This window comes from Dictyobacter halimunensis, assembly GCF_036245075.1.
Map to the genome: position 1 here is coordinate 2,893,376 of NZ_BSRI01000001.1, position 19,792 is coordinate 2,913,167.

Below are 19,792 nucleotides of genomic sequence, written 5' to 3' on the forward strand. Positions count from 1 at the left end.
ATTCGTTTCTATATCAGGGTATGCTTAGGAGTGCTGAGCCTCCTGCTTTTCCCCGGCTGGCATGACGACCGTGGCGCCAAGACCCTGGGCGATGCGGCTGCCGAGATCCTTATCAACCTGGAGCCACAGCTTGATCGCTCGCTCCTGGATGAACGGCTCGACGCCCTTGCTCATGTGGGCCACGATATTGTCGACCAGGTGGTCGCGATCGGTCTGCGACAGCACCTTGCGATAGAGGGTGCCGGCCTGCCCGAAATCATCGTCTTCCGCGTGCAGTGTGTAGGCGCTGCGCACGAGCTCGCCGTTGGACTCCCAACTGGGCTCGATGATGTTAGGATTGGCCTGCGGACCACCATAGCTGTTGGGGGCATAGACGGGCTGGTTGCCGTTGTTGCGATAGCGCATCGCGCCATCCTTATTGTAGCTATGCACCTCGTTATGCGGCTGATTCACCGGCAACTGCAGATAGTTGGCTCCAATGCGATGGCGATGGGTATCGGGATAGCTGAACAGACGGCCAAGCAGCATCTTATCCGGGCTGGGTCCGATGCCGGGGACCATATTGGCGGGCTCGAACGATGCCTGCTCGAGCTGGGCGAAGAAGTTCTCCGGATTGCGATCCAGCACCAGGCGACCAACCTCGATGGCCGGATAATCGCTGTGCGGCCAGACCTTGGTCAGATCAAAGGGATTGAAGCGGTAATTGGCCGCATCCTCAAAAGGCATGATCTGCATTTCCAGGCGCCAGACGGGGAAGTCTTTCTTGTCGATCGACTCGCGCAGGTCGCGACGATGGAAATCTGGGTCCTCGGCCACCATCGCTTTGGCGTCGGAATCGGTGAAGTTCTGAATGCCCTGCTCGGTTTTGAAGTGATACTTGACCCAGAACTTCTCGCCGCCCTTATTGATCCACATGAAGGTATGGCTACCATAACCATTCATATGGCGATAAGTTCGGGGGATACCGCGATCCGTCATCAGGAACGTCACCTGGTGGAACGCCTCCGGAGAGAGGGACCAGAAATCCCACTGCGCGTTATTGCTGCGCATATCTGAATCTGGCATGCGCTTCTGCGAGTGGATGAAATCCGAGAACTTTGAGGGGTCGCGCACGAAGAAGATCGGTGTGTTGTTACCGACCAGGTCGTAGTTGCCCTCTTCAGTATAGAATTTGATCGCGAAACCGCGCGGGTCGCGCACAGTATCAGCCGATCCCAACTCACCGGCTACGGTGGAGAAGCGTGCCAGAACCGGGGTACGCTTGCCGACCTGGTTGAGGAAGGCCGCGCTCGTCCATTGTGTGACGTCCTTTGTTACTTCGAAATAGCCAAACGCGCCACTTCCCTTGGCATGCACCACGCGCTCAGGCACGCGTTCTCGGTTAAACTGGGCCATCTTCTGGATCAAATAGTGATCCTGTAGGACTATGGGTCCATTGGGGCCTACCGTGAGAGAATGCGCATCACTGGTGGCAGGAATACCGGCATCAGTGGTGGTAACGGGTGGCTTGTTTTCGAGATTGTCGCTCACTTTTACCTCCAAGCTATTATCCAGGCATCATTCGATGCCCGTTTATCTGGCAATTACTCCAGTACGAAATCTTTGCGTTGAGATCGATTCTGGCGCATTGAGTCCGATCTGTGGGTGTATCTTGGTCCTGTCTCTTGTAAGAATATACCATATAGGCACGAGTCAGGGGTGATACTGGTTGTATTGTATTGTGTTATGCTGACACATGCCAGCCGCTCAAATTTACAGCGTTTTAGAACCACATTCCATTGTAGCAGATAATTACGTTGAGATGCAAGAATATACTCGCGGCGCAAAATTACTGGCAGGCTAAATAATTCATGAACAATATATTTAACCTGTTTTTGGGCGCTATGGACCCGATAGCCTGTCTAGCTTCAGACGTTCAGTTTACCATCATCAGGCAATTCAGCTAAAAAGATCTGCAATTTCTGTATTTACGTCACATTTTTAACGGAAAATCGCTATCTTCGTAGAAACTATACGTATACGCTTGACATACCGCTGCTAAGGATATATCTTCTTCAGAAGAAAGAGCAAGCCCCTTTAATTTCCTGTCGAAACAGTTGCGCTGGTGCGACTGATAATGGATGCAATGTTTATGCTTACTGACGGTATAGTAATGAAAGGGACTTTACATGAAAGAAAACGTATACCTTCATCATGGGCGTAAGGAGCGACTGGAGCGAGGCATGTTGCGCTATCTTTTGCTGGAGGCGCTGAGAGATTTCGCCAGGCATGGTTATGAGATTATCAAATGGTTTGAGGAGCGCACCTACGGCAAGTATTCTCCCAGCCCGGGCAACGTCTATCCTACGTTGCAGCTACTTCAGGATGAGGGCTTGATTGGGGTACAGAAGCAGGCCGGACGTAGCATCTACTCCTTGACCGAGCGCGGCCGCGGCGAACTGGCCAGCCAGGAGGACTGGATCGCCGCTTTCTGGGAGCGCTACGCGTGTCCCTCCCCCTCGTATTCCACGTTGCCCGAGGTTAGTTTTCTGCAGGAAGAGCTGAGCGACTTGAACCGTGTCGTAGAGCAAGGTTGGCCCTGCGCCGTCCGTCATGGCGATTCAGAGGCTATCCTGCGTATGCGTTATGCGCTTGAAGGTTGTCAGAACGAGATCCGCTCCATTATCAGTCAATGCAGCGCATCCCGTTCGGTTCACGATGGAGCTATATCGCCTGAAGCGCGGGAGTGAGCGTATCATTGGTATCCAGGCGCATCGGCATCCCATATCTGGGACGCAGCGTCACCAGCGGCTGAAAGACGACGCGGGCCCCGGGTGCCAGTTGTGGAACATAGCGCTGCAGGATGGTGGCCAGCAGGAGCTTTGTTTCAAGCTGGGCGAAGGGCATGCCGATACAGATGCGCGGACCCAGTCCAAATGGGAAGTAGGCTCCCTGCGGAATCTGCTGGCCCGACTGTCTGTCCCAACGCTCGGGCCGGAAATTTTCCGGATCACCCCAGATGTCGGGAAGGTTATGGACGACCCACTGGCTCAGAATCGTGATGGTTCCAGCTGGAAAGTGGTAGCCGCCTAGCTCAAAATCTTCGATAGCCATGCGGGCCTGGCGCCAGGCGGGGGGATAGAAGCGCCAGGCCTCATTTATGACGGCTTCCAGATAAGGGAGCTGCGGCAGATCCTCCAGTGCAGGAACACGTCCATTGAGCACTGTTTGCAGTTCGGCCAGCAGGCGGGCGCGCACATGGGGATGCTGCGAGAGCAGGTACATGGTCCATGCCAGGGTATTCTGGGCCGTCTCGTGGCCGGCGGCCACAAAGGTGAGCACGTGATCATGGATCTGTCTATCCGACATAGATCCGGGCTCGCTCTTCTGGGCGGCCAGCAGCATCGAGAGCACATCGCCGGTATCCTCGTTCATCTTGCGTCGCTGCTCGATCAGACCATACACAAAGGTATCGATGACGCGCGCTCCTTCCTCGCGCTCGCGTTCTTGCCGTGCCGAGAAAGATGGGAGCAGGCGCCCCATGACGGCCGAACGCTGGGGACCGCTGCTGATCACCGCGTCGAAGGCGCGCCCCAGCTGCCTGGTCTGCTCGATCGAATCGACGTCGAACAGCGTTTTGGTAATGATGCGCAGGGTCAGGTACTGCATCTCGCTGGCCATGTTGACCACTGTACCTGGTCGCCAGGAATCGACCGTCTCCTGGGCGTAGCGCGTCATGGTCGTAGCGTAGCTATCGACCCGATGCTTATGAAAGGCCGGCTGCACCAGGCGGCGCTGCTGACGGTGCTGCTCACCATCGATGGTCAGCAGACCATCTCCCAGAAATAGCTTCAGGCCCGCGCCGGTCGCGGTCCCCGGCTTGATAAAGTTGCGCGGATTCTCAACCAGAAAATAGCGGATATGTTCCGGGCGGAAGCAGAGGAGTACCGGCTGCTTGCCGATTCGAATGGTGACCATCCCTCCATAGGTACGTTCAAGATCGCGGTAAAACTGCAAAGGTCGCCGCTGAAAGTCCAGCATGCTCCCGATGAAAGGGAGTCCCTTTGGTCCTGGTGGGAGCGATGTTTGTGCTGTGCTCATGTGTGTGTCTTGCTCCATTGGGCATTTTCGATTGGAAACGAGGAAGCGCCCGCGAGGGGCGCACCTATGATGACGATAAACGATTGGGAACGGGGAGGCGCCCCCCGTGGGCGCTTCCTCGATGGTTTATAATTATTTACGGACGGGGCATCTCAGGGTTGCCCAGATTGAAATGTTTAAGGATCACCAGCGGCTCGCTTGAGCTGTGGTTGGTGAGCGTGACGCCCTGCTGCGCGGCCGGCAGCGAGACAAAGAACTCGTCCTCGGTCAACTCGCCAAAGCGGATCAATGAGGGGGCCGAGATGGGATGCTGGCCGATGCGGCCATAGCCCTGCACGCAGATCAGGCCGTATGCGCCGGCGTCCCGCAAGGTGACGCTGCGGCCCGGCTGCAGCGTCACCTCTTTGGCGCTGAAGAACTCGCTGCCATAGACGATCCAGCGCTCATCATAGCCGGCGTCCCGCATCTCTTCCACGGGCCGGGCCTCGATCGGTGTGTGGAAGCGCCGCTCCTTAAACTGCGGGTCCACATTCCCCTCCCAGTCCAGCAGCGACAGCAGATAGTCGTAATCCTCCCATTTATCCTCGGGGACATCCTTCACCAGCATGGAGCGATCGATGACCTGGGAGTCGGAGATCAGGGATTGCCACATCGAGGAGACGTCGCTGGCGCGCTGCGGTTCGTAGGTGCAGAGCGTCCCCGGCGCGTGCAGGATGCCGGTCGGCACATCCCATCCGGTGCCGGTGGAGAGACGATAGGCCTTGGAGAGCTGAAGGATGCCGTTGTCCCCCTCGTTCCAGCGCTTCAGACACGCGACGACCTGGTCTTTGGTGGTACCGGGCTCCAGGCCGAAAAAGGTATATGGGAAGGCGTTGAGGGAGAAATTATATTGGGCCGGGAAATAATACGCCTCGGGCTTGCCAACGCGACCGACGTCGGCGGCCCGCTCATCGTTCTGGTGCAGGTGGAAGGGCAGGGGCTGCATATTGTCAAAGAACTTGCTGAACATGACCCAGCCGCCATAGCGCTCGATCGCTTCTGTGCCCAGCAGCTCTTTTCCCAGCAGTTCCAGGGTATCGCGCAGCGGCACCTTCTGACCGGCCACGGCTATAAAGCTCAAGCCCTCGTCCTCGCTGGTCAATGGACCATTATCGGCATGCACCGTCGAGGCGAGCCAGCGCTCATCGATGCCCCCGCGCCGTGCCCCGAAGGCATACAGGTCGTCGGGATGCAGCCGCAGGCGGCGACCTGGAATACAGAAAACGCGCGGCACCCAGGTCGGGGTCAGGCGCACGATGCCGTCTCCCTCCTCAAATGCCCGGCGTGCTAATTGTAAGCTTTGCTGATCTGCCGTCATCGCTTCATTCTTTCTGCTTCATTGGATAACGCTGTGTTCTATATGTAATTGTAACGATATTGGCGTGTGAAGCAAGGGAGTGGTGACGGGTGCGTGCATTATGGAAGGGCACACACAGATCCAAACCGCCGCATAGATGACTATGCGGCGGTTTGGATCTGCTGTATTGGGCAGATATGGATTACAAGCGGCCCTGGCGGCGGGTCGAAATGTATTCGCGACGGCTAGGCACGTTCGCGAAGAAGATAACGCGCACCAGGGAAACGATACCCCAGGCGATCAGAGCGTAGATCAGCATTGCCAGGATGGTTGAGACCTCAAAGACGCCGGTGCTCCCGATAGTCTGATCATTAAAGATGCCATTAAAAATGTAGACAAAAGGATGGCTGAGATCGTACAAAAATCTGATAAATGGGCTTCCCTCGCTGGCGCCAAAGAGCCGGAAGAGGAAGCGTAATCCCAGCACGACCTCCAGCACGCCCAGCAAGAAGTAGATCAACGAGGTAATCCAGTAGCGGGTATTGATCATACTCTGGTTGAAGTCGCGGTACACCTCCCGGCGCTGCTGAACCTGGTTGCCTGCCTGGTCCTGGTAGGTCTGCTGCTGGTTGCGCACATAGGCACCACCGGCATTGATATTCTGCTCTGTATCCGCATCATAATCCTGATAGGACCCCTGCTGATTCGGATAGTTCTGTCGTGGATCATTACGTGGATCATTGTTGTATGAATAGGGTTGATTTGGCACTCTATGACCTCCTTTGTCTGTCAAAGTTATCTGACAGGAACTGCCAGCAAATCTTCGATGCCTCTCGGTTACCTTCTAATGAATAAGAGCGAGCACGTGGATATGAATGATAAGCTCTTTTTTTAATACGTATGAGGCGGGCATAAAGAAACGAAGCTCAGCTCTTTGGACAATTTTTAAGCACGCCTCCTGTTGTGGTAACGAGTGGCTGAGTATATTTGTAACCATCGATCATCCATTTTGATCAGTTATGAGAACATGCACACTGGTTGCCGTCAACCAGTTTAGCGGTAGCGACATGCCAAGAGACCGCTCGACATGGGGGATGGGCTGACTTTTTACCTGTCGTGGGAAAGAAAAGCATCTTATAGCCATTACCGATAGGATAATCGTGTCAATAGAAGGAGGTGTCAGAGATTGTCGTTTATTGTAAATGGATGGTGAGTATGGAGATCACATGAAAAAGCAGGTCGTTTCCGTCTGGATTCCTGGTGACCAGTTGTTGCTGGATCATCCCGCTTTGCGCGAGGCGGAGAAGGATTATCCCCGCGAAGATATCTATGTGGTGCTGATTGAGAGTAGTGAGCGCATCCGTCAATTGCCCTATCAACGCAAGAAGATTGTGCTTTTACTCAGCGCGATGCGTCACTACGCTGAACGCCTGCGCGCCAGCGGTTATCAGGTAGAGCTTCTGCGGTCGGATAGTTTTGTGTCCGGTCTGCTCGATCATGTCAGGCGCCAGCAGTCGGCGCGTTTGCTCACCATGGCGGCCAGTGAATATGATACTCGCCAGCTGCAGCAAAAGCGCTTATCCGCTGAGCTAGGTATCCCCGTGGCCGTTCTGCCCAACAGCCAGTTTCTGATCGAGTTCTACAATCCCATCCCCCATCCTCAGCCGGGCAAGCATTATGTCATGGAACACTTCTATCGCGCCATGCGCCGCCACTATGGAATTCTTCTGGATGATAACGGTGAGCCAACTGGTGGGCAGTGGAACTATGATAAGCTTAATCGCGAGGCCATGCCTGCCCATCTGCCTGTACCAGCGATACCAACCTTTCAGCCCGATGCTATCACGCGAGATGTTATTGGCCTGGTTGAGAGCATGGATCATAGCGTGGGGAGCGCGCGCGACTTTGATCTGGCCGTCACCCATGAGCAGGCGCAGCATCTGCTGAAGACCTTTATCGCCGAGCGCCTGACCGAATTTGGTCCCTACGAAGATGCGATGAGCTTGCAGTCCAGCAGCCTCTATCACTCGCAGCTCTCGCCCTATATCAACATTGGCCTGCTCGATCCATTGGACGCGGTGCAGGCGGCCGAGGTAGCCTACTATCAGCATAGGGCGCCTATTCAATCGGTCGAAGGCTTTGTGCGCCAGATCCTGGGGTGGCGCGAATTTATGTACTGGCAGTACTGGCAGCAGATGCCAGGTTTGCGCCACGCCAATAGCTGGCACGGCCACCGGAACATGCCACAGATGTTCTGGGATGGTCTGACCGACATGAAGTGCGTCCAGCATATCGCGCGGCGCGTGCTGGATACCGGTTACTCCAACCATATCGAGCGCCTGATGGTCATCTGCAACTTCTGCCTGCTTGCCGGTATCGATCCCTACGAGGTCTCCAACTGGTTCCTCTCCTGCTACGTTGACGCCTATGATTGGGTCGTGCTGCCCAACGTCGTCGGCATGGGCATGAACTCGGACGAGGGCTATACGGCCACCAAGCCCTATATCGCCTCCGCCAACTATATCAATAAGATGAGCGATTACTGCAAGGGATGCTGCTACTCATACAAGCAGCGTAGCGGACCCAATGCCTGCCCCCTCAACGTCCTCTACTGGAACTTCCTGATCGAGCATGAGCAGCCGCTGCGCTCGAATCCGCGCATGGGACCGAGCGTATTGAGTCTGCGCCACCTTGACCTGCAAGAGCGTAAAGAGATCACCGAAAATGCCAGGCAATTCCTCTTTCATCTCGCCTACTATCCCGCCACCGATTCAGTTCCCAGCCTGTGACAAATCAAAGGAGCCATCAGGGTGAAAACTCTCACACTGGCGGCTCCTTGTTTCCTGCTCGAAGACTATTTCAGGTACCAATCGGTGGTGGTGACGCCATGAGAGGTGGCGGTTTTTTTTACCACATCCGAGGGTGGTCCTGGAAACTGTTTGATGGGGAGACCCTGCTCGGCCAGCTGTATCGTGTCGTGCCAGATCTGGCTGGCCCCATCGGTGGCGATGATTTTCAGCAACGGCCTGGCATTATCGTTGCCCGCCCATACACCAACCACATAGTCGGTGGTATATCCAACGGTCCATGTATCCTTGAAGTTATCGTTTACTCCCGTCTCGACGGCTGCTGGGCGTATGTTTCCGGGCTGAGCAGCCTGGCATTGTTCTTGAGATGTGGAGTAAAGGAGAGTTGGATTACACTGTCCATATATTTCACTATTCGCCTGCTGGTCGCTCAAGATATCGGTGAGCATAAAGGCTGTTCCCGGCTTCAGGATACGCTTGCCCGCATGGGGAGCTTGATAGCGTATGCGACCATTGGAGTCGTTTACGTGATCGATGGTATGAGGCGTGACGGCAACGCCCTGATTGGCGATCGTGCCATAGGCGGTGGTCGCATTCAAGACCGTATCCTCAAAGATACCCAGGGCGGCGGCATAGCCTGTATCTTGCGCAGGAGGCGTATGTAGACCGAGCGCCTGTGCCTTTTTGACCAACGGACCCAATTTGGTGCGGGTCAGGATCTGGACCGCAGGGACGTTGCTATTGCTCTGTAAGGCTGTGCGATACGACATCCAGGTATTACTAAAGGTCATCCCATAATCGTATGGGGTATAGGGAGTGTTATCTGTGTCGCTGGACGGGAAGCTTTGCTGCGCATCGTCAACTATTTCGCCTGGACTGATGCCTTGCTCAAAAGCAGTGAGGTAGGTGATGGGCTTAAAAATTGAACCCAGGAGGCGTGGATGCTGTGTGGCGACGTTGTAGCTCGATTGTTGGGTATTAAGGTTACCAAAGAGCGCATGGATGGAGCCATCGTGATAATCCAGCACGATGGCGGAGGCATCGCCGATCTCATGGGTCTGGCTGGTCGTAGCGATCGTCTGTTGCGCCTTTTGATATGCCTGCGTCTGTAGCTGCATGTCCAGCGTAGTGGTTACCTTGAGTCCCATGGTTGGGAGATCGCCTCTTTTGACGTGCAGATCAGCGGCCAACTCGTCCAGCGAATAGTTGATGAAGTCTCTGGTGAGCGGCGTCATCCCCACTGTGACTTTGTTATGGCTATCTACCTGGTAGATCAGCTTCCCCTGCCGGTCAAAAAACTGTAATGGACCCTTTTGGGGCGGCGCGGCGGGCTGGGTAGGTTTCTGGTACTGGGTAAACAAGATGAGGCTGCCACCAATGATTAAGAGGCAGGCAGCGACCAGCATCAGGATGCTCAGCGTGCGTGTCTTTGTGCGCTGTGGTGGACGTTTCGGCGTCGGCTGGGGACGATATGTCTCCGGTTGGGGAAAAGTGATGACGGTTCTGGCATCTGATGCAGCTGGTGCCGTATCGGCCGACTGCTCGATCAAGGGATAGCGCTGCGCCAGCCTGTGCCACGTGCGCTCCATAATGGCCTCATCACCATGATACAGTGTCTGATAGAGATCCTGAAGCACCGTGTCATCAAGGGATGCTGAGGTACCTGATTGGCCTCCGGACTGGAATATCTGCTCAATCTTTTCTTCAATATTCGTCGCTGTGAGCTTACTGTTATTGTCTGGCTTCATTTTCCCCTCCCCTGCTTCTCTCCATAGGTAGTTCGCAATAAGGTAACCGCTCGCCATAGCAGGCCGCGAACCGCCGTATCGCTTTTGCTCAGCAACCGTGCGATCTCCTTGGATGGCATATCATAGGTGAAGCGCAGTCGGAGTATCTCCTGGTGCTCCGTGGGTAGTTGTGAGATATGGTGTCGGAGCTCCTCATGGCTCTCCTGACGCAGTGCCGTAAACTCCGGGGCCTCCTCATCGCTCTCAAAGAGCTGATGATAGCTGGCTTCCAGGGGAGTTGTCTGTCGATACGACTGGCGGCGATAGTGGTCCACCAGCTTATTATGTGCTACTCGTTTCAACCAGGCTAGCTGCTCGTTCTCTGGCAACGTTATCAGCCTGGGATTTTCGATCGCCGCGGTAAAAACTTCCAGCAGCAGATCTTCCGCATCCTCTGCCTGCACACCACGCTTCCTGTAGAACGCCAGAATAATTGGCGCATTCTTCTGAAACAGATGTGCGATAGGCGATGCGCTTGACAATTGTGCAGGTTGCATAGGCTGCATCGTCTTCTTTCTTCAAAAAAATTGTAATAATGAAAAATACTTTTTTATTGGTTCCACTAACTCATCGTTTGGTGCCAGCGAATGTTATGTACCTGTATCAAAAGGGTTGACTTTCGTCAGATGATCATGTACAGTACTTAGTGTCATATATACACTAAGTAGGCCGAGCGAGACCGGATAACGATGAAGAGAGGAACATTATGGCTCTGTTTTCATACTTTAAGGCTGAACCGACCGAGTACATTTTCGCTTATTCTAATGGGCGCATCGTGCATGAAGGGGCGGGCAGCTCGTTCTGGTACTGGGGACCTAGCACAACCATCGCGCGGGTGCCTCTATCAACGATAGATGCACCCTTCATCTTTAATGAGATCACCAGCAACTTTCAGGCTGTTATCGTGCAGGGTCAGATTACCTATCGGGTGATCGATCCCACCACCATTTCGCAGCTGTTGAATTTTACCATCGATCCGCGTACCCACAACTATCGCAGCGAGGATCCGGCGAAGCTCAATCAGCGCATCGTCAATATCGTGCAGATGCATACCCGCAACCTGCTGCAGCGGCTGGCGCTGGAGGATGCCCTGCGCAGCTCTGAGATGCTGGCTGGCAATGTCTTTGAGCGTCTGCGCAACGAGCAGGCCCTGACCCAACTGGGTATCGCCTGTGTCAGCCTGTTCTATACGACGCTTAAAGCCACACCGGAGATCACCAAGGCCCTGGAGGCGGAGCAGCGTGAGGCGCTGCAGCAGCGGGCCGATCAGGCCATCTACTCTCGTCGGGCCGAGGCGGTCGAGCAGGAGCGCAAGATCAAGCAGAACGAATTGTCGACCTCTATCGCGTTGGAGCAGAGCCGCAAGGAGCTGGTGGGTCTCAAAGGTGAGAACGCGCGCCAGGAGGCCGAGTTCGAGGCCGAGGCCACACGCATCCGCCTGACACCCTATCGGGAACTGGCGTCGCCGCAACTACTCGCCCTCGCGTTCCGCCAGTTCGCTGACAATGCTCACAAGATCGGCAACCTGACCATCACCTCCGAGATCCTTGAGCAACTTCTCAAAGGCTGATCCGCGGTTTCTTGTAGTAATCAAGACATGATGTCGACATGTCCGTTCTTTTATTAGAGCGTGCCTGACTCTCGTTATCGTGGGGACACGTGAGCGCGGCCGCACCGGTTTTTGCATTGGTGCATGGGGACGCATTCGCGCCCCCATGCACCAATGCAAAAACGCAAGCAGGCTGCGGTGCTCAACAGCCCATAGTATGTTGGTGTAACAGGGGCGCTCACGTACTCCGATAAGACGAGAGGGAGACCAGCTTACGAAAGAAAGAGAGGAAGCGCTATGGCTGAGATTGAACGCATTGTCGTGGTAACGAAGAAGACTGCTCTGGAGGAACTGATCTACCGCCTGAATTCAAAGGAGCAGGCGCGCTTCTACCTGGAGCAAAATCAGATCCCATTCCGAGATTATGAACTGGAGGATCAGCAGTATCAGCAGGCGCTGGCTAGTGTGAAGCGGCAACTGCCGGGAGAGCTCAAGCAGCAGTTTATCGAGCGCGAGTTCCTCTCCACCTATCAGTTTGACGAGCACGACCTGGTCGTCACGCTGGGTCCCGATGGGTTGGTGATCAATACTGCCAAGTACCTGACCACGCAGCCCATCCTGGCGCTCAATCCCGATCCCCGGCGCGTGGACGGGATATTGATCCCTTTTCACTACGAGGAGGCACGCTCAGCTGTAGCGCGTCTCCTGCAGGGACGCGGCAAGGTCACGCGTATCTCCATGGTCAAAGCTGGTCTCAACGATGGGCAGGTGCTGTATGGCATCAATGATCTCTTTATCGGTCCACGCACCCATACCTCGGCGCGCTATCGACTGCAGCTGGGGAGTCAGAGCGAGGCCCAGATCTCCAGCGGCATCATCGTCTCCACCGGCGCTGGCTGTACCGGCTGGTTCCGTTCGATCACCCAGGGTGCCTGGTCGGTGGCCTCCTATTTTGGAGGAGGCAGTGCGCAGCCGCCGAGCAGCGAGCAACTGGCCCTGGGCTGGGAGTCCGAGCAGGCCTGGTTTACCGTGCGCGAGCCCTTCGTCTCCAGGATCTCTCAGGCCAACCTGGTCTTTGGGCAGCTGCAGCGCGGCCAGGAACTGGTCATTACATCGCAGATGCCCGAGAACGGTGTCATATTTAGCGATGGCATCGAGAGCGATTACCTTGCCTTCCCTTCCGGCTTCATCGCCCGCATCGGCCTGGCCGAGCGTAAAGCGCACCTGGTAGTCAGAAAATAGCCTGCGCAAAGATGTTGCATCGAGCACGCCTCGTGCGAGCAGGAGTGCAAAATATACTCATGTATATAATGCATCATAGTTAAACTTTGTTATGTGTGTGTCTAGGAATTGTATTCTTATTCATTGTGTAGCCCGTATTAAAAGCAGCTAAGATTGGCGCAATTCAGCCGCGCACAAATAAAATTTGCATCATGTCCTAATTCATTTTGGCGCACCAGCTGATTGCAAGATAGTAGTTATTAACAAATAGCATTGTAAGAAAGGATTCCCTTCATGACAGTTGTGACCAATTGGGGAACCGCTATCATTAGTGCCCTGGCCAATGCGGTCAACCTGATTCTTAGTTTCATTCCCCGGCTGCTTGGATTTATCATCATTTTAGTAGTTGGTTTGATTATCGCCTCTCTTGTCGCCAAGGCTGTGACCTTTTTGCTGCGCAAGATTGGCTTTGATCGCCTGAGCGATCGCATCGGTCTGCGCCGCTTTGAGCAGAACCTCAATGTCAACATGGACGCCGCCGGTGTGCTTGGTCGCATCGTATACTGGTTCATCTTGCTGATCTTCCTGGTCCCCGCGGCCGATGCCCTGGGTGTGCCAGCTGTTAGCAACGTCTTGAACAGCATCGTTGCCTTTATCCCGAACGTCTTTGTTGCCATCCTGGTGCTCTTCCTGGGTGCGCTGCTGGCCGTGTTTGTCTCGGATATCGTTCGTGGAGCGACTGGTGCCGCGCATGTGGGTAATCCCAATGTGTTCGCCGGCATCGCCCGTTACGCGATCATCGGGTTCTCCGTCCTGATCGCTTTGGAGCAGTTGAATATCGCTCCTGCCCTGCTCAATGAGCTGTTTGGTGCCATCGTAGCAGGAGCTGCCCTTGCCTTCGGCCTGGCCTTTGGTCTCGGTGGACGTGATGCCGCCAAGCGCATGCTGGATCGTACCGAGGTTACTGTGAGCGCCATGAGCACGGCTGCCTCCCAGGGCAACCTGCGCCCGCCAACGAGGTCCGCGAACAATGTAAATGATCCCTATGCGCAGCAGCAGCAGTACAATAATGTGGCCCCAGGACAGCAGGTGCCACCATCTCCGTACGACTCTCCGACGCAGCGGGTATCACCAAATAACAATCCTCCACAGCGCTAAACTCGCGCAGTGGACTGATCTTAATCAAACAGAGGTGCCTGCATGTGACTATATACATGCACAGGCACCTCTGTTTACTAGCAGGTGGTGTACACCTTTGTTTGGTAGTAGGTGGTGTAACACAGTGAGCGCGTGCATCCGCACGCGCTCACTGTGTTACACCACCTACTACCAAACAATGCGGCCGCGTAGCGGACGCGCGTGTGGGGGTGCTCACGCCTCCCCAGAGTAACGGAGTTAGACCCATTCTCATAAAAATGGTTAAGAAAGATAGTGGAATCGCCCCGATTCCTCATCTTTTTCTCCTATTTTAGGACTAAAAGCTGCTATTGGCAGCCATTTTTTTATACACTGGTATCTATCAACTGTTAGAGGCGGTAAAAAAAAGAAATTTTTCTATCTTCCTATAAAGAACGTTTTAATGTAAGGATAGCCAGTTGTATCCGTGGAATCAGTCAACGAGATAAAACAGCCATAGAAAGCTTACAATATGAATGCATGTTTGATTACCGATAAGCAACAGTGGGATGATTTTATTGCCACCGCCCCCTTTGGGGCTATCACTCAGACGTACGAGTGGGGTGAGCTGGCCCAGCATGCCAATTCAAAGCCATTGTACTGTGGTGTGCTGGATGACCAGGATCAACTCCGGGCGGCTATGATGGTGCTGGTAATATACGTTCCCACGGTCAAAAGCTATTATTTTTATGTTCCCCGTGGGCCCATCGCGGCCAGCGCCAACGAGCCAGCTCTGCCGCTGCTGATGAATTTCGTCAACAGTCAGGCGCGTCGTCACAAGGCCTTTATGATCAAGATCGATCCGGTCGCTGAGACCGATGACGCTGATTGGCTGCGTTTCTTTCAGCAGAGCGGCTTCAAAGCCAGCGATAGCGTCCTGCACGGTCGCAACGAATGGGTGCTGGACATTTACGCGGATGAGAAGGAGCAGATGGCCCAGATGAAGGAGAAGTGGCGCTACAACATCCGCCTCGCGAAGCGCAAAGGCGTCGTTGTTCGCCAGGGCCATGGTCCAGAGGATATGAGCGCCTTCCATAAGATATTTCAGGAGACCGGTGAGCGCGACAAATTCTATGTCCACTCGCAGGAACACTTCGAGCATATGATGAGCCTGTTCGAGCCGGGCGAGAAGGCGGCCCTCTTCCTGGCCGAGTATGAAGGCACGCCGATTGCCGCCATCATCGTGATGCGCAGCGGCAAGTGCTGCTGGTATCGCTACGGCGCCTCTTCGGCCCAGCACCGCAACGTCATGCCCAACCACCTGCTGCAGTGGACCGGGCTCCAATGGGGACGCGAGCATGGTTGCACCTATTACAACTTCATGGGCATCCCCGTCGATCTCAGCGATGAAGAGGGTCCCAAAGATCCCAACTGGGGCGTCTACACCTTCAAGCGTGGCTTCGGTGGCTACGCACGCTGCGCCATGGTCAGCCAGGAGAAGGCCTACAACCTGCCCATCTATACGCTCTACAACCTGATCCGCGATCTCAAGCATACCTATGACCGGGCCAAATACGCCCGCTCAGAACTGGCTCAGAAACGCGCTACCTATGGCGCCAAAAAGCAAGAAAAGCAAGAGGCCGCCGACGCGAAGAAGCAAGAGGCCACCGTCCCGGCCAAATAAGCCTGTTCATCCACAAAAAAGGAAGAGCCAGCTATGATATTGGCTCTTCCTTTTTTGTGGATTATGCAGAAACCTCAGCGCGCTCATCGGACAGCACATGTCCGATCAGGCACATCTATAGCAAGTTTGCCTGCCATGAGGTAGCATGCGGTTACCTCATGACAGGCAAACAGGCATGGCTGCTGCTTAGCCGTGGCACTTTTCCAGCTCTACCGTTATCGTACTGAGCGTCTTCTGCAGGCTTTTTACAATGTTTACCGTCTCGATCGGATTGACCCCCTCTTCCTCCGCTGCCTGCAGATCCTCCTTCAAAACCCTGATCTCCTCCACCAGGCGATCGTGTAACTTACGCAGGTGTTCGCACTTATCTGTATTATTAGCCATACTACCCTCCTCCATCTGCTGCACATTGCTGACGTATTTTCAACCTGACCTCTTCTCTGGTAATGGCAGGTTGAAAGTGAAAGCCGACTCCAATCATATTATACATGGACGCGAATAAGACAAACTCTGATCCCTGCAACGTACCGCATGGCGTATTTTTGCTGGGGAGGTGGCGTTGGTGGGGGGAACGTGTGCGTCCGGGCACGGGGAAGCTGGGGCAAGCCCAGCACCTACGACGACGATGCGTATTCATTTGGGGGTGAGAATTATTTGATGGCGATGCGGACGCGGTAACTGATATACCAGGGTATTGGTTCGGACCCGATATATTGGAACGCCGCGCTGCTGAGGCGATCCAGGCCGCTTTCTTGTTCGGTGAATTGGAACTGGTTGCTGAAGGCGTTGCTGCGCATCATCTCAAGAAAGCGTGTCGCGTCTCCGTGTTCGACATGGTGCAAGAACACTTCTCGTGTGGAGCGGAAGTGGTCGCTCTCGCGCATGTGGTCGAGATGTTTATCCTTGGGCCAGATCTTGAGGGTGTGAGTCAGGCCGCGCTGCTGGATCAGTCCTACGATGCGCCTGGTCATATCCTGGGTGAGCCGATCAAGTTCCCAGTGGATGGCGAATGGCGTATCATAGTCATATGCCGCGAAGAGTCCTCCTGGTCGCAGGATGCGGGCGACCTCGGTCAGGGTCGCGGTCGGTTCCATCCAGTGAAACGCCTGGGCGGCGGTGACGATATCAGCGCACCCGTCTGGCAGGCCGGTCTGATGCGCCAGTCCCTCCTGATACTCGATATGGTTTGCGTAGGGGTGGCCCTCTATTGTCCGGGCGGCTTCTTTACGCATATCGGCATTGGGCTCGATTCCGATCACATGATCGGCACGCTCGCCCCAGAGCGCGGTAGACAATCCAGTTCCGCTGCCCAGATCCACCACCAGGGTGGGATGTGGTGTGTCAATCAATTGTGTCAGTAGATCGAGCAGAGCTGGTGGAGGCGTCGGACGAGCCTGGTTATAGCTGAGGGCTTTGCCGGTCCAGATATGACTGGTGTCTGTCATGATGGTTCCTCCAGACTTTGGTTGGTGGTCCTATCATTTCTACGAGAAGTTGTTATGACGCTATTGTCCCAGCAGCTCGGATACCTGTGCGCGCACTTTGCCTAGAACACCCTGAGTATCGAGGATATCGGCGGCGATGCCTCCGCCCTCGCGCACGAGCGCCAGCAAGATATGCTCGGTGCGCACGAAGCCGCTGCCCTGCCGCTCGGCTTCATCCAGGGAGAGCGAGAGCACCTTGCGCACACGCGGCACATAATCAATATCCCCCTGAACAGGCTCAGGACCACGGCCAATCTTTTCGGTGATAGCGGCGCGCACGAGATCAAGCGTAACGCCTAGTTTCTCCAGTGCCAGGCAGGCAAGACCGTCGCGTTCGCGCAGCAGGCCCGCTAACAGGTGTTCGGTCCCGATATAGTTGTGGTTGAAGGAGCGCGCCTCCTCTTGAGCCAGGGCAAGTACGTTTTTAGCATGCGCATTCAAGCGGCTGAGGTGTTTGCCGGGTATCCATGTCGGCTGATAGCTCTGTAACGCCTGAAACAGCAACTGGTGGAGGACGCTGGCGACCGTGCGATCCTCCGTCTGGGCGATCTGCGCCAGCTGCTCATAGAGATAGACCGGAACTTCTATCCTCTGACGATCCTTACTGGATGGCATACAAACGCTCCTTTCTCTCTTCACTTCTGCGAATACAGGGGTATTTACCATGGTCATATTTTGAGAATACCATGGTAAATACCCACATGTCAAGGCGAGATTGAGTTTTTGGTGGACATAGATGTGAGGGTACGTCGTCGCTTCGCGACAAGCAGGAGCAAGCTCCAATACTTTCAATGTAAGAAAATGCATGAAGAGAAAGGGAATCAGTACGTGCGGGGCTTGCCCCTGCTTCCTTCCTCGCCGCTCGAAAAAGCAACCAACATGATGCGATGCATCCCATGCAACCGTTCCAGGTCGCTTTGAAGGGGCTTTTCCTTTATTATTTTGTGACCTTGCCCGCGTGGAGAGGCCAAGGCATCTATCCTCGCTTGCTTCAACATATTTTGAGGAGCGAGGGTGAGGGGAACGAGCGCTTCTGGATCGTTCATCAGCATGAGAACGTGGCCTCTCAACGTGGTATTGAGAAGGCTGGTTTCCAGATCGCCAGCAAGGTCTATTTCATCGCCGCCGATAAGCTGGCGCTCGTTCCGCCCTCTGTTGAAACGAGCGAAAGAGCACGAGCAGGATCAGCGCTGCTCGGCCTCCTGCTCTGTGTGGATAGTTAACGTCCGGGGACCGGGCCGCTGCGCGGCAAGCCCGAGCAAGCCGGGCACCTACGCGGTGGTGGCGATTCTGGTGCGCAGAAGCCAGAGGATGATGAGGCCTGCGACGATCCAGGCTCCGACGACGATGGGGACGAAGCTGAGCGGGGCGGGTCCCGGTGAGACGAAGGCGGCGACGAAGATAGCTGCCATCAGCAGGGTGCTGAGGATGGGGATGAGCAGGTGGCGGATGGGCTTGAACTGGTTGCGGCGCTGGTGCCAGAAGAAGCGCACGCAGGCGATGTTGACCAGGATGTAGATGGGGAGGATGAAGAGCGCGTCCAGCGTGCCGAGAAAGGAGAAGGCGGTGATGGGCGTCATGAGGATGCCCATAGGGATGCCGCAGGCGAGGGCGAAGACGCAGAGCAGGGTGACAGACCCTATTGGCGTCTGGTGCGTGGCGTGCGTCAGGGCGGTCCAGCGCGGCAGTAGGCCATCGCGTCCCACGGTGTAGATGATGCGCGCGCCGCCGTTGATGATGGCCAGGGCTGCACTGAAGAACGAGAGCGTCCCAGCCAGGTCGATGATGCTGGCGAAGATGCCGCCGCTAAAGTGACGTCCCAGCGTATCGAAGGGCGCTGGATCATTGGCGTAGCCGGTGGCCATGTTGTTGATGCCATAGCCCACCGTCGCCACGTAGGCCATCAGCACGTAGAAGACGCCCACCACCAGCATCGAGCCGAAGACCGCCCGTGGAATGTTGCGATGAGGATTGCTGGTCTCCTCACCCAGCGTGGCCGCCGTCTCAAAGCCGATAAAGCTCAGTACCGCCAGGATAATCCCGACTGTCAGATCGCCGTTTCTGGGAACCTGTCCGACACTGAATGGGGCCGCACTCAGCCCACCCTGCGCGCCCACATGGAAGAGGATTAGCAGCGCCAGGATCAGGCAGATGCCGATCTCAAAGGCCAGCAGGGTCATATCTACACTCAGCGATTGGCGGATGCCGGTGTAGCAGAGCGCGAAGACGATGCCGACTGCCAGCACAAACCAGAAAATCCAGCTGACCTGTAGACCGAACCAGCGCTGCACCAGCGTCTGAATGTTGGCGCTCATCAGGACAAAGGAGTAGGGCGCGCCGACCGCGACGGCGATCAGGCCCAGCCAGCCCGTCAGAAAGCCCCAGTGGGGACTGAGTCCCTCGCGCACATAGGTATAGGCCGAGCCGCTGGAGGGCAGCTCGCGCGACATCTCGCTGTACTGGTTGGCGACCAGCAGGGCCACGATAAAGCCGACCACGTAGCAGAGGGGGACGGCCGCGCCCACCACGCCGGCCTGGGGGATCGTGTTAAAGAAGATCGAGGCGGCTGGTGACATCACCGCCACCGAGATCACCACCGCGTGGCGCAGACCGAGAATCCCTTTTCCCAGCGCGGGCGTTGCCGGGGCGCTTGCCGGCATGGGGGACGACGCATCACTCATATGTGGCACTCCTTGCTGAAGCTGAAGCGGACAAACACTATGGAACG

The 19,792-nt window shown here is 55.5% G+C and carries 17 protein-coding genes; 7 read left to right on the forward strand and 10 right to left on the reverse strand.

Going from position 1 to position 19,792, the window contains the following annotated elements; translation table 11 throughout:
- Positions 1-24: 24 nt before the first annotated feature.
- Positions 25-1,530: a catalase gene (locus AABA21_RS11755; protein WP_338250065.1), complete on the reverse strand. Its 1,506-nt coding sequence runs from the start codon at positions 1,528-1,530 to the stop codon at positions 25-27.
- Between the two features lie 638 nt (positions 1,531-2,168).
- On the opposite strand from AABA21_RS11755, the gene AABA21_RS11760 reads away from it, so the two are divergent.
- A complete protein-coding gene (locus tag AABA21_RS11760; protein ID WP_338250067.1) occupies positions 2,169-2,729 on the forward strand; it encodes a PadR family transcriptional regulator in 561 nt (186 codons plus the stop codon).
- Here AABA21_RS11760 and AABA21_RS11765 read toward each other — a convergent pair.
- The 3 genes from AABA21_RS11765 to AABA21_RS11775 all read right to left on the reverse strand — a co-directional run bounded on the left by AABA21_RS11765 (position 2,704) and on the right by AABA21_RS11775 (position 6,185).
- Positions 2,704-4,080, reverse strand: a complete 1,377-nt coding sequence (locus tag AABA21_RS11765; protein WP_338250069.1) for a cytochrome P450 — start codon at positions 4,078-4,080, stop codon at positions 2,704-2,706. The two genes, AABA21_RS11760 and AABA21_RS11765, sit on opposite strands and share 26 nt — an antisense overlap.
- A gap of 136 nt (positions 4,081-4,216) precedes the next feature.
- On the reverse strand, positions 4,217-5,437 hold the full coding sequence (locus tag AABA21_RS11770) for a hypothetical protein (protein ID WP_338250071.1): 1,221 nt from the start codon (positions 5,435-5,437) through the stop codon (positions 4,217-4,219).
- Between the two features lie 181 nt (positions 5,438-5,618).
- On the reverse strand, positions 5,619-6,185 hold the full coding sequence (locus AABA21_RS11775; RefSeq protein WP_338250073.1) for a YggT family protein: 567 nt from the start codon (positions 6,183-6,185) through the stop codon (positions 5,619-5,621).
- A gap of 457 nt (positions 6,186-6,642) precedes the next feature.
- Between AABA21_RS11775 and AABA21_RS11780 the strand changes: the two genes are divergently transcribed.
- The gene (locus AABA21_RS11780) at positions 6,643-8,205 is read left to right on the forward strand and encodes a cryptochrome/photolyase family protein (RefSeq protein WP_338250075.1); all 1,563 of its coding nucleotides are present in this window, start codon (positions 6,643-6,645) and stop codon (positions 8,203-8,205) included.
- 65 nt (positions 8,206-8,270) lie between these two features.
- Here AABA21_RS11780 and AABA21_RS11785 read toward each other — a convergent pair whose 3' ends face one another.
- Together AABA21_RS11785 and AABA21_RS11790 are read right to left on the reverse strand one after the other, a co-directional pair.
- Positions 8,271-9,971: a transglycosylase domain-containing protein gene (locus tag AABA21_RS11785; RefSeq protein WP_338250077.1), complete on the reverse strand. Its 1,701-nt coding sequence runs from the start codon at positions 9,969-9,971 to the stop codon at positions 8,271-8,273.
- Positions 9,968-10,507: an RNA polymerase sigma factor gene (locus AABA21_RS11790; RefSeq protein ID WP_338250079.1), complete on the reverse strand. Its 540-nt coding sequence runs from the start codon at positions 10,505-10,507 to the stop codon at positions 9,968-9,970. The genes AABA21_RS11785 and AABA21_RS11790 overlap by 4 nt, the downstream gene beginning before the upstream one ends.
- Before the next feature lie 209 nt (positions 10,508-10,716).
- Here AABA21_RS11790 and AABA21_RS11795 point away from each other — a divergent pair, with 209 nt between their 5' ends.
- From AABA21_RS11795 to AABA21_RS11810, 4 genes are all read left to right on the forward strand, one after another.
- Positions 10,717-11,580 (forward strand): SPFH domain-containing protein, encoded by an 864-nt coding sequence (locus AABA21_RS11795; protein ID WP_338250081.1) that lies wholly within the window; start codon positions 10,717-10,719, stop codon positions 11,578-11,580.
- A 276-nt stretch (positions 11,581-11,856) separates the two neighbouring features.
- Positions 11,857-12,801: a diacylglycerol kinase catalytic domain-containing protein gene (locus AABA21_RS11800; RefSeq protein WP_338250083.1), complete on the forward strand. Its 945-nt coding sequence runs from the start codon at positions 11,857-11,859 to the stop codon at positions 12,799-12,801.
- Positions 12,802-13,074: 273 nt separating this feature from the next.
- On the forward strand, positions 13,075-13,938 hold the full coding sequence (locus tag AABA21_RS11805; RefSeq protein ID WP_338250085.1) for a mechanosensitive ion channel family protein: 864 nt from the start codon (positions 13,075-13,077) through the stop codon (positions 13,936-13,938).
- Positions 13,939-14,428: 490 nt separating this feature from the next.
- Positions 14,429-15,580: a lipid II:glycine glycyltransferase FemX gene (locus tag AABA21_RS11810; RefSeq protein ID WP_338250089.1), complete on the forward strand. Its 1,152-nt coding sequence runs from the start codon at positions 14,429-14,431 to the stop codon at positions 15,578-15,580.
- Positions 15,581-15,766: 186 nt separating this feature from the next.
- Here AABA21_RS11810 and AABA21_RS11815 read toward each other — a convergent pair whose 3' ends face one another.
- The 3 genes from AABA21_RS11815 to AABA21_RS11825 form a co-directional block, all read right to left on the reverse strand.
- Positions 15,767-15,964 carry a hypothetical protein gene (locus AABA21_RS11815; RefSeq protein ID WP_338250092.1) on the reverse strand — a complete coding sequence of 66 codons (198 nt, stop codon included), beginning with the start codon at positions 15,962-15,964 and terminating at the stop codon, positions 15,767-15,769.
- Positions 15,965-16,230: 266 nt separating this feature from the next.
- On the reverse strand, positions 16,231-17,025 hold the full coding sequence (locus AABA21_RS11820) for a class I SAM-dependent methyltransferase (protein WP_338250095.1): 795 nt from the start codon (positions 17,023-17,025) through the stop codon (positions 16,231-16,233).
- Between the two features lie 60 nt (positions 17,026-17,085).
- Complete coding sequence (locus AABA21_RS11825; RefSeq protein WP_338250097.1) at positions 17,086-17,679, reverse strand: Clp protease N-terminal domain-containing protein; 594 nt, start codon at positions 17,677-17,679, stop codon at positions 17,086-17,088.
- A gap of 281 nt (positions 17,680-17,960) precedes the next feature.
- Between AABA21_RS11825 and AABA21_RS11830 the strand changes: the two genes are divergently transcribed.
- Positions 17,961-18,287: a GNAT family N-acetyltransferase gene (locus AABA21_RS11830; RefSeq protein ID WP_338251020.1), complete on the forward strand. Its 327-nt coding sequence runs from the start codon at positions 17,961-17,963 to the stop codon at positions 18,285-18,287.
- 48 nt (positions 18,288-18,335) lie between these two features.
- On the opposite strand, the gene AABA21_RS11835 is transcribed toward AABA21_RS11830, so the two are convergent.
- Positions 18,336-19,745, reverse strand: coding sequence for an APC family permease (locus tag AABA21_RS11835; protein ID WP_338250099.1), 1,410 nt, complete (start codon positions 19,743-19,745; stop codon positions 18,336-18,338).
- Between the last annotated feature and the right edge of the window lie 47 nt (positions 19,746-19,792).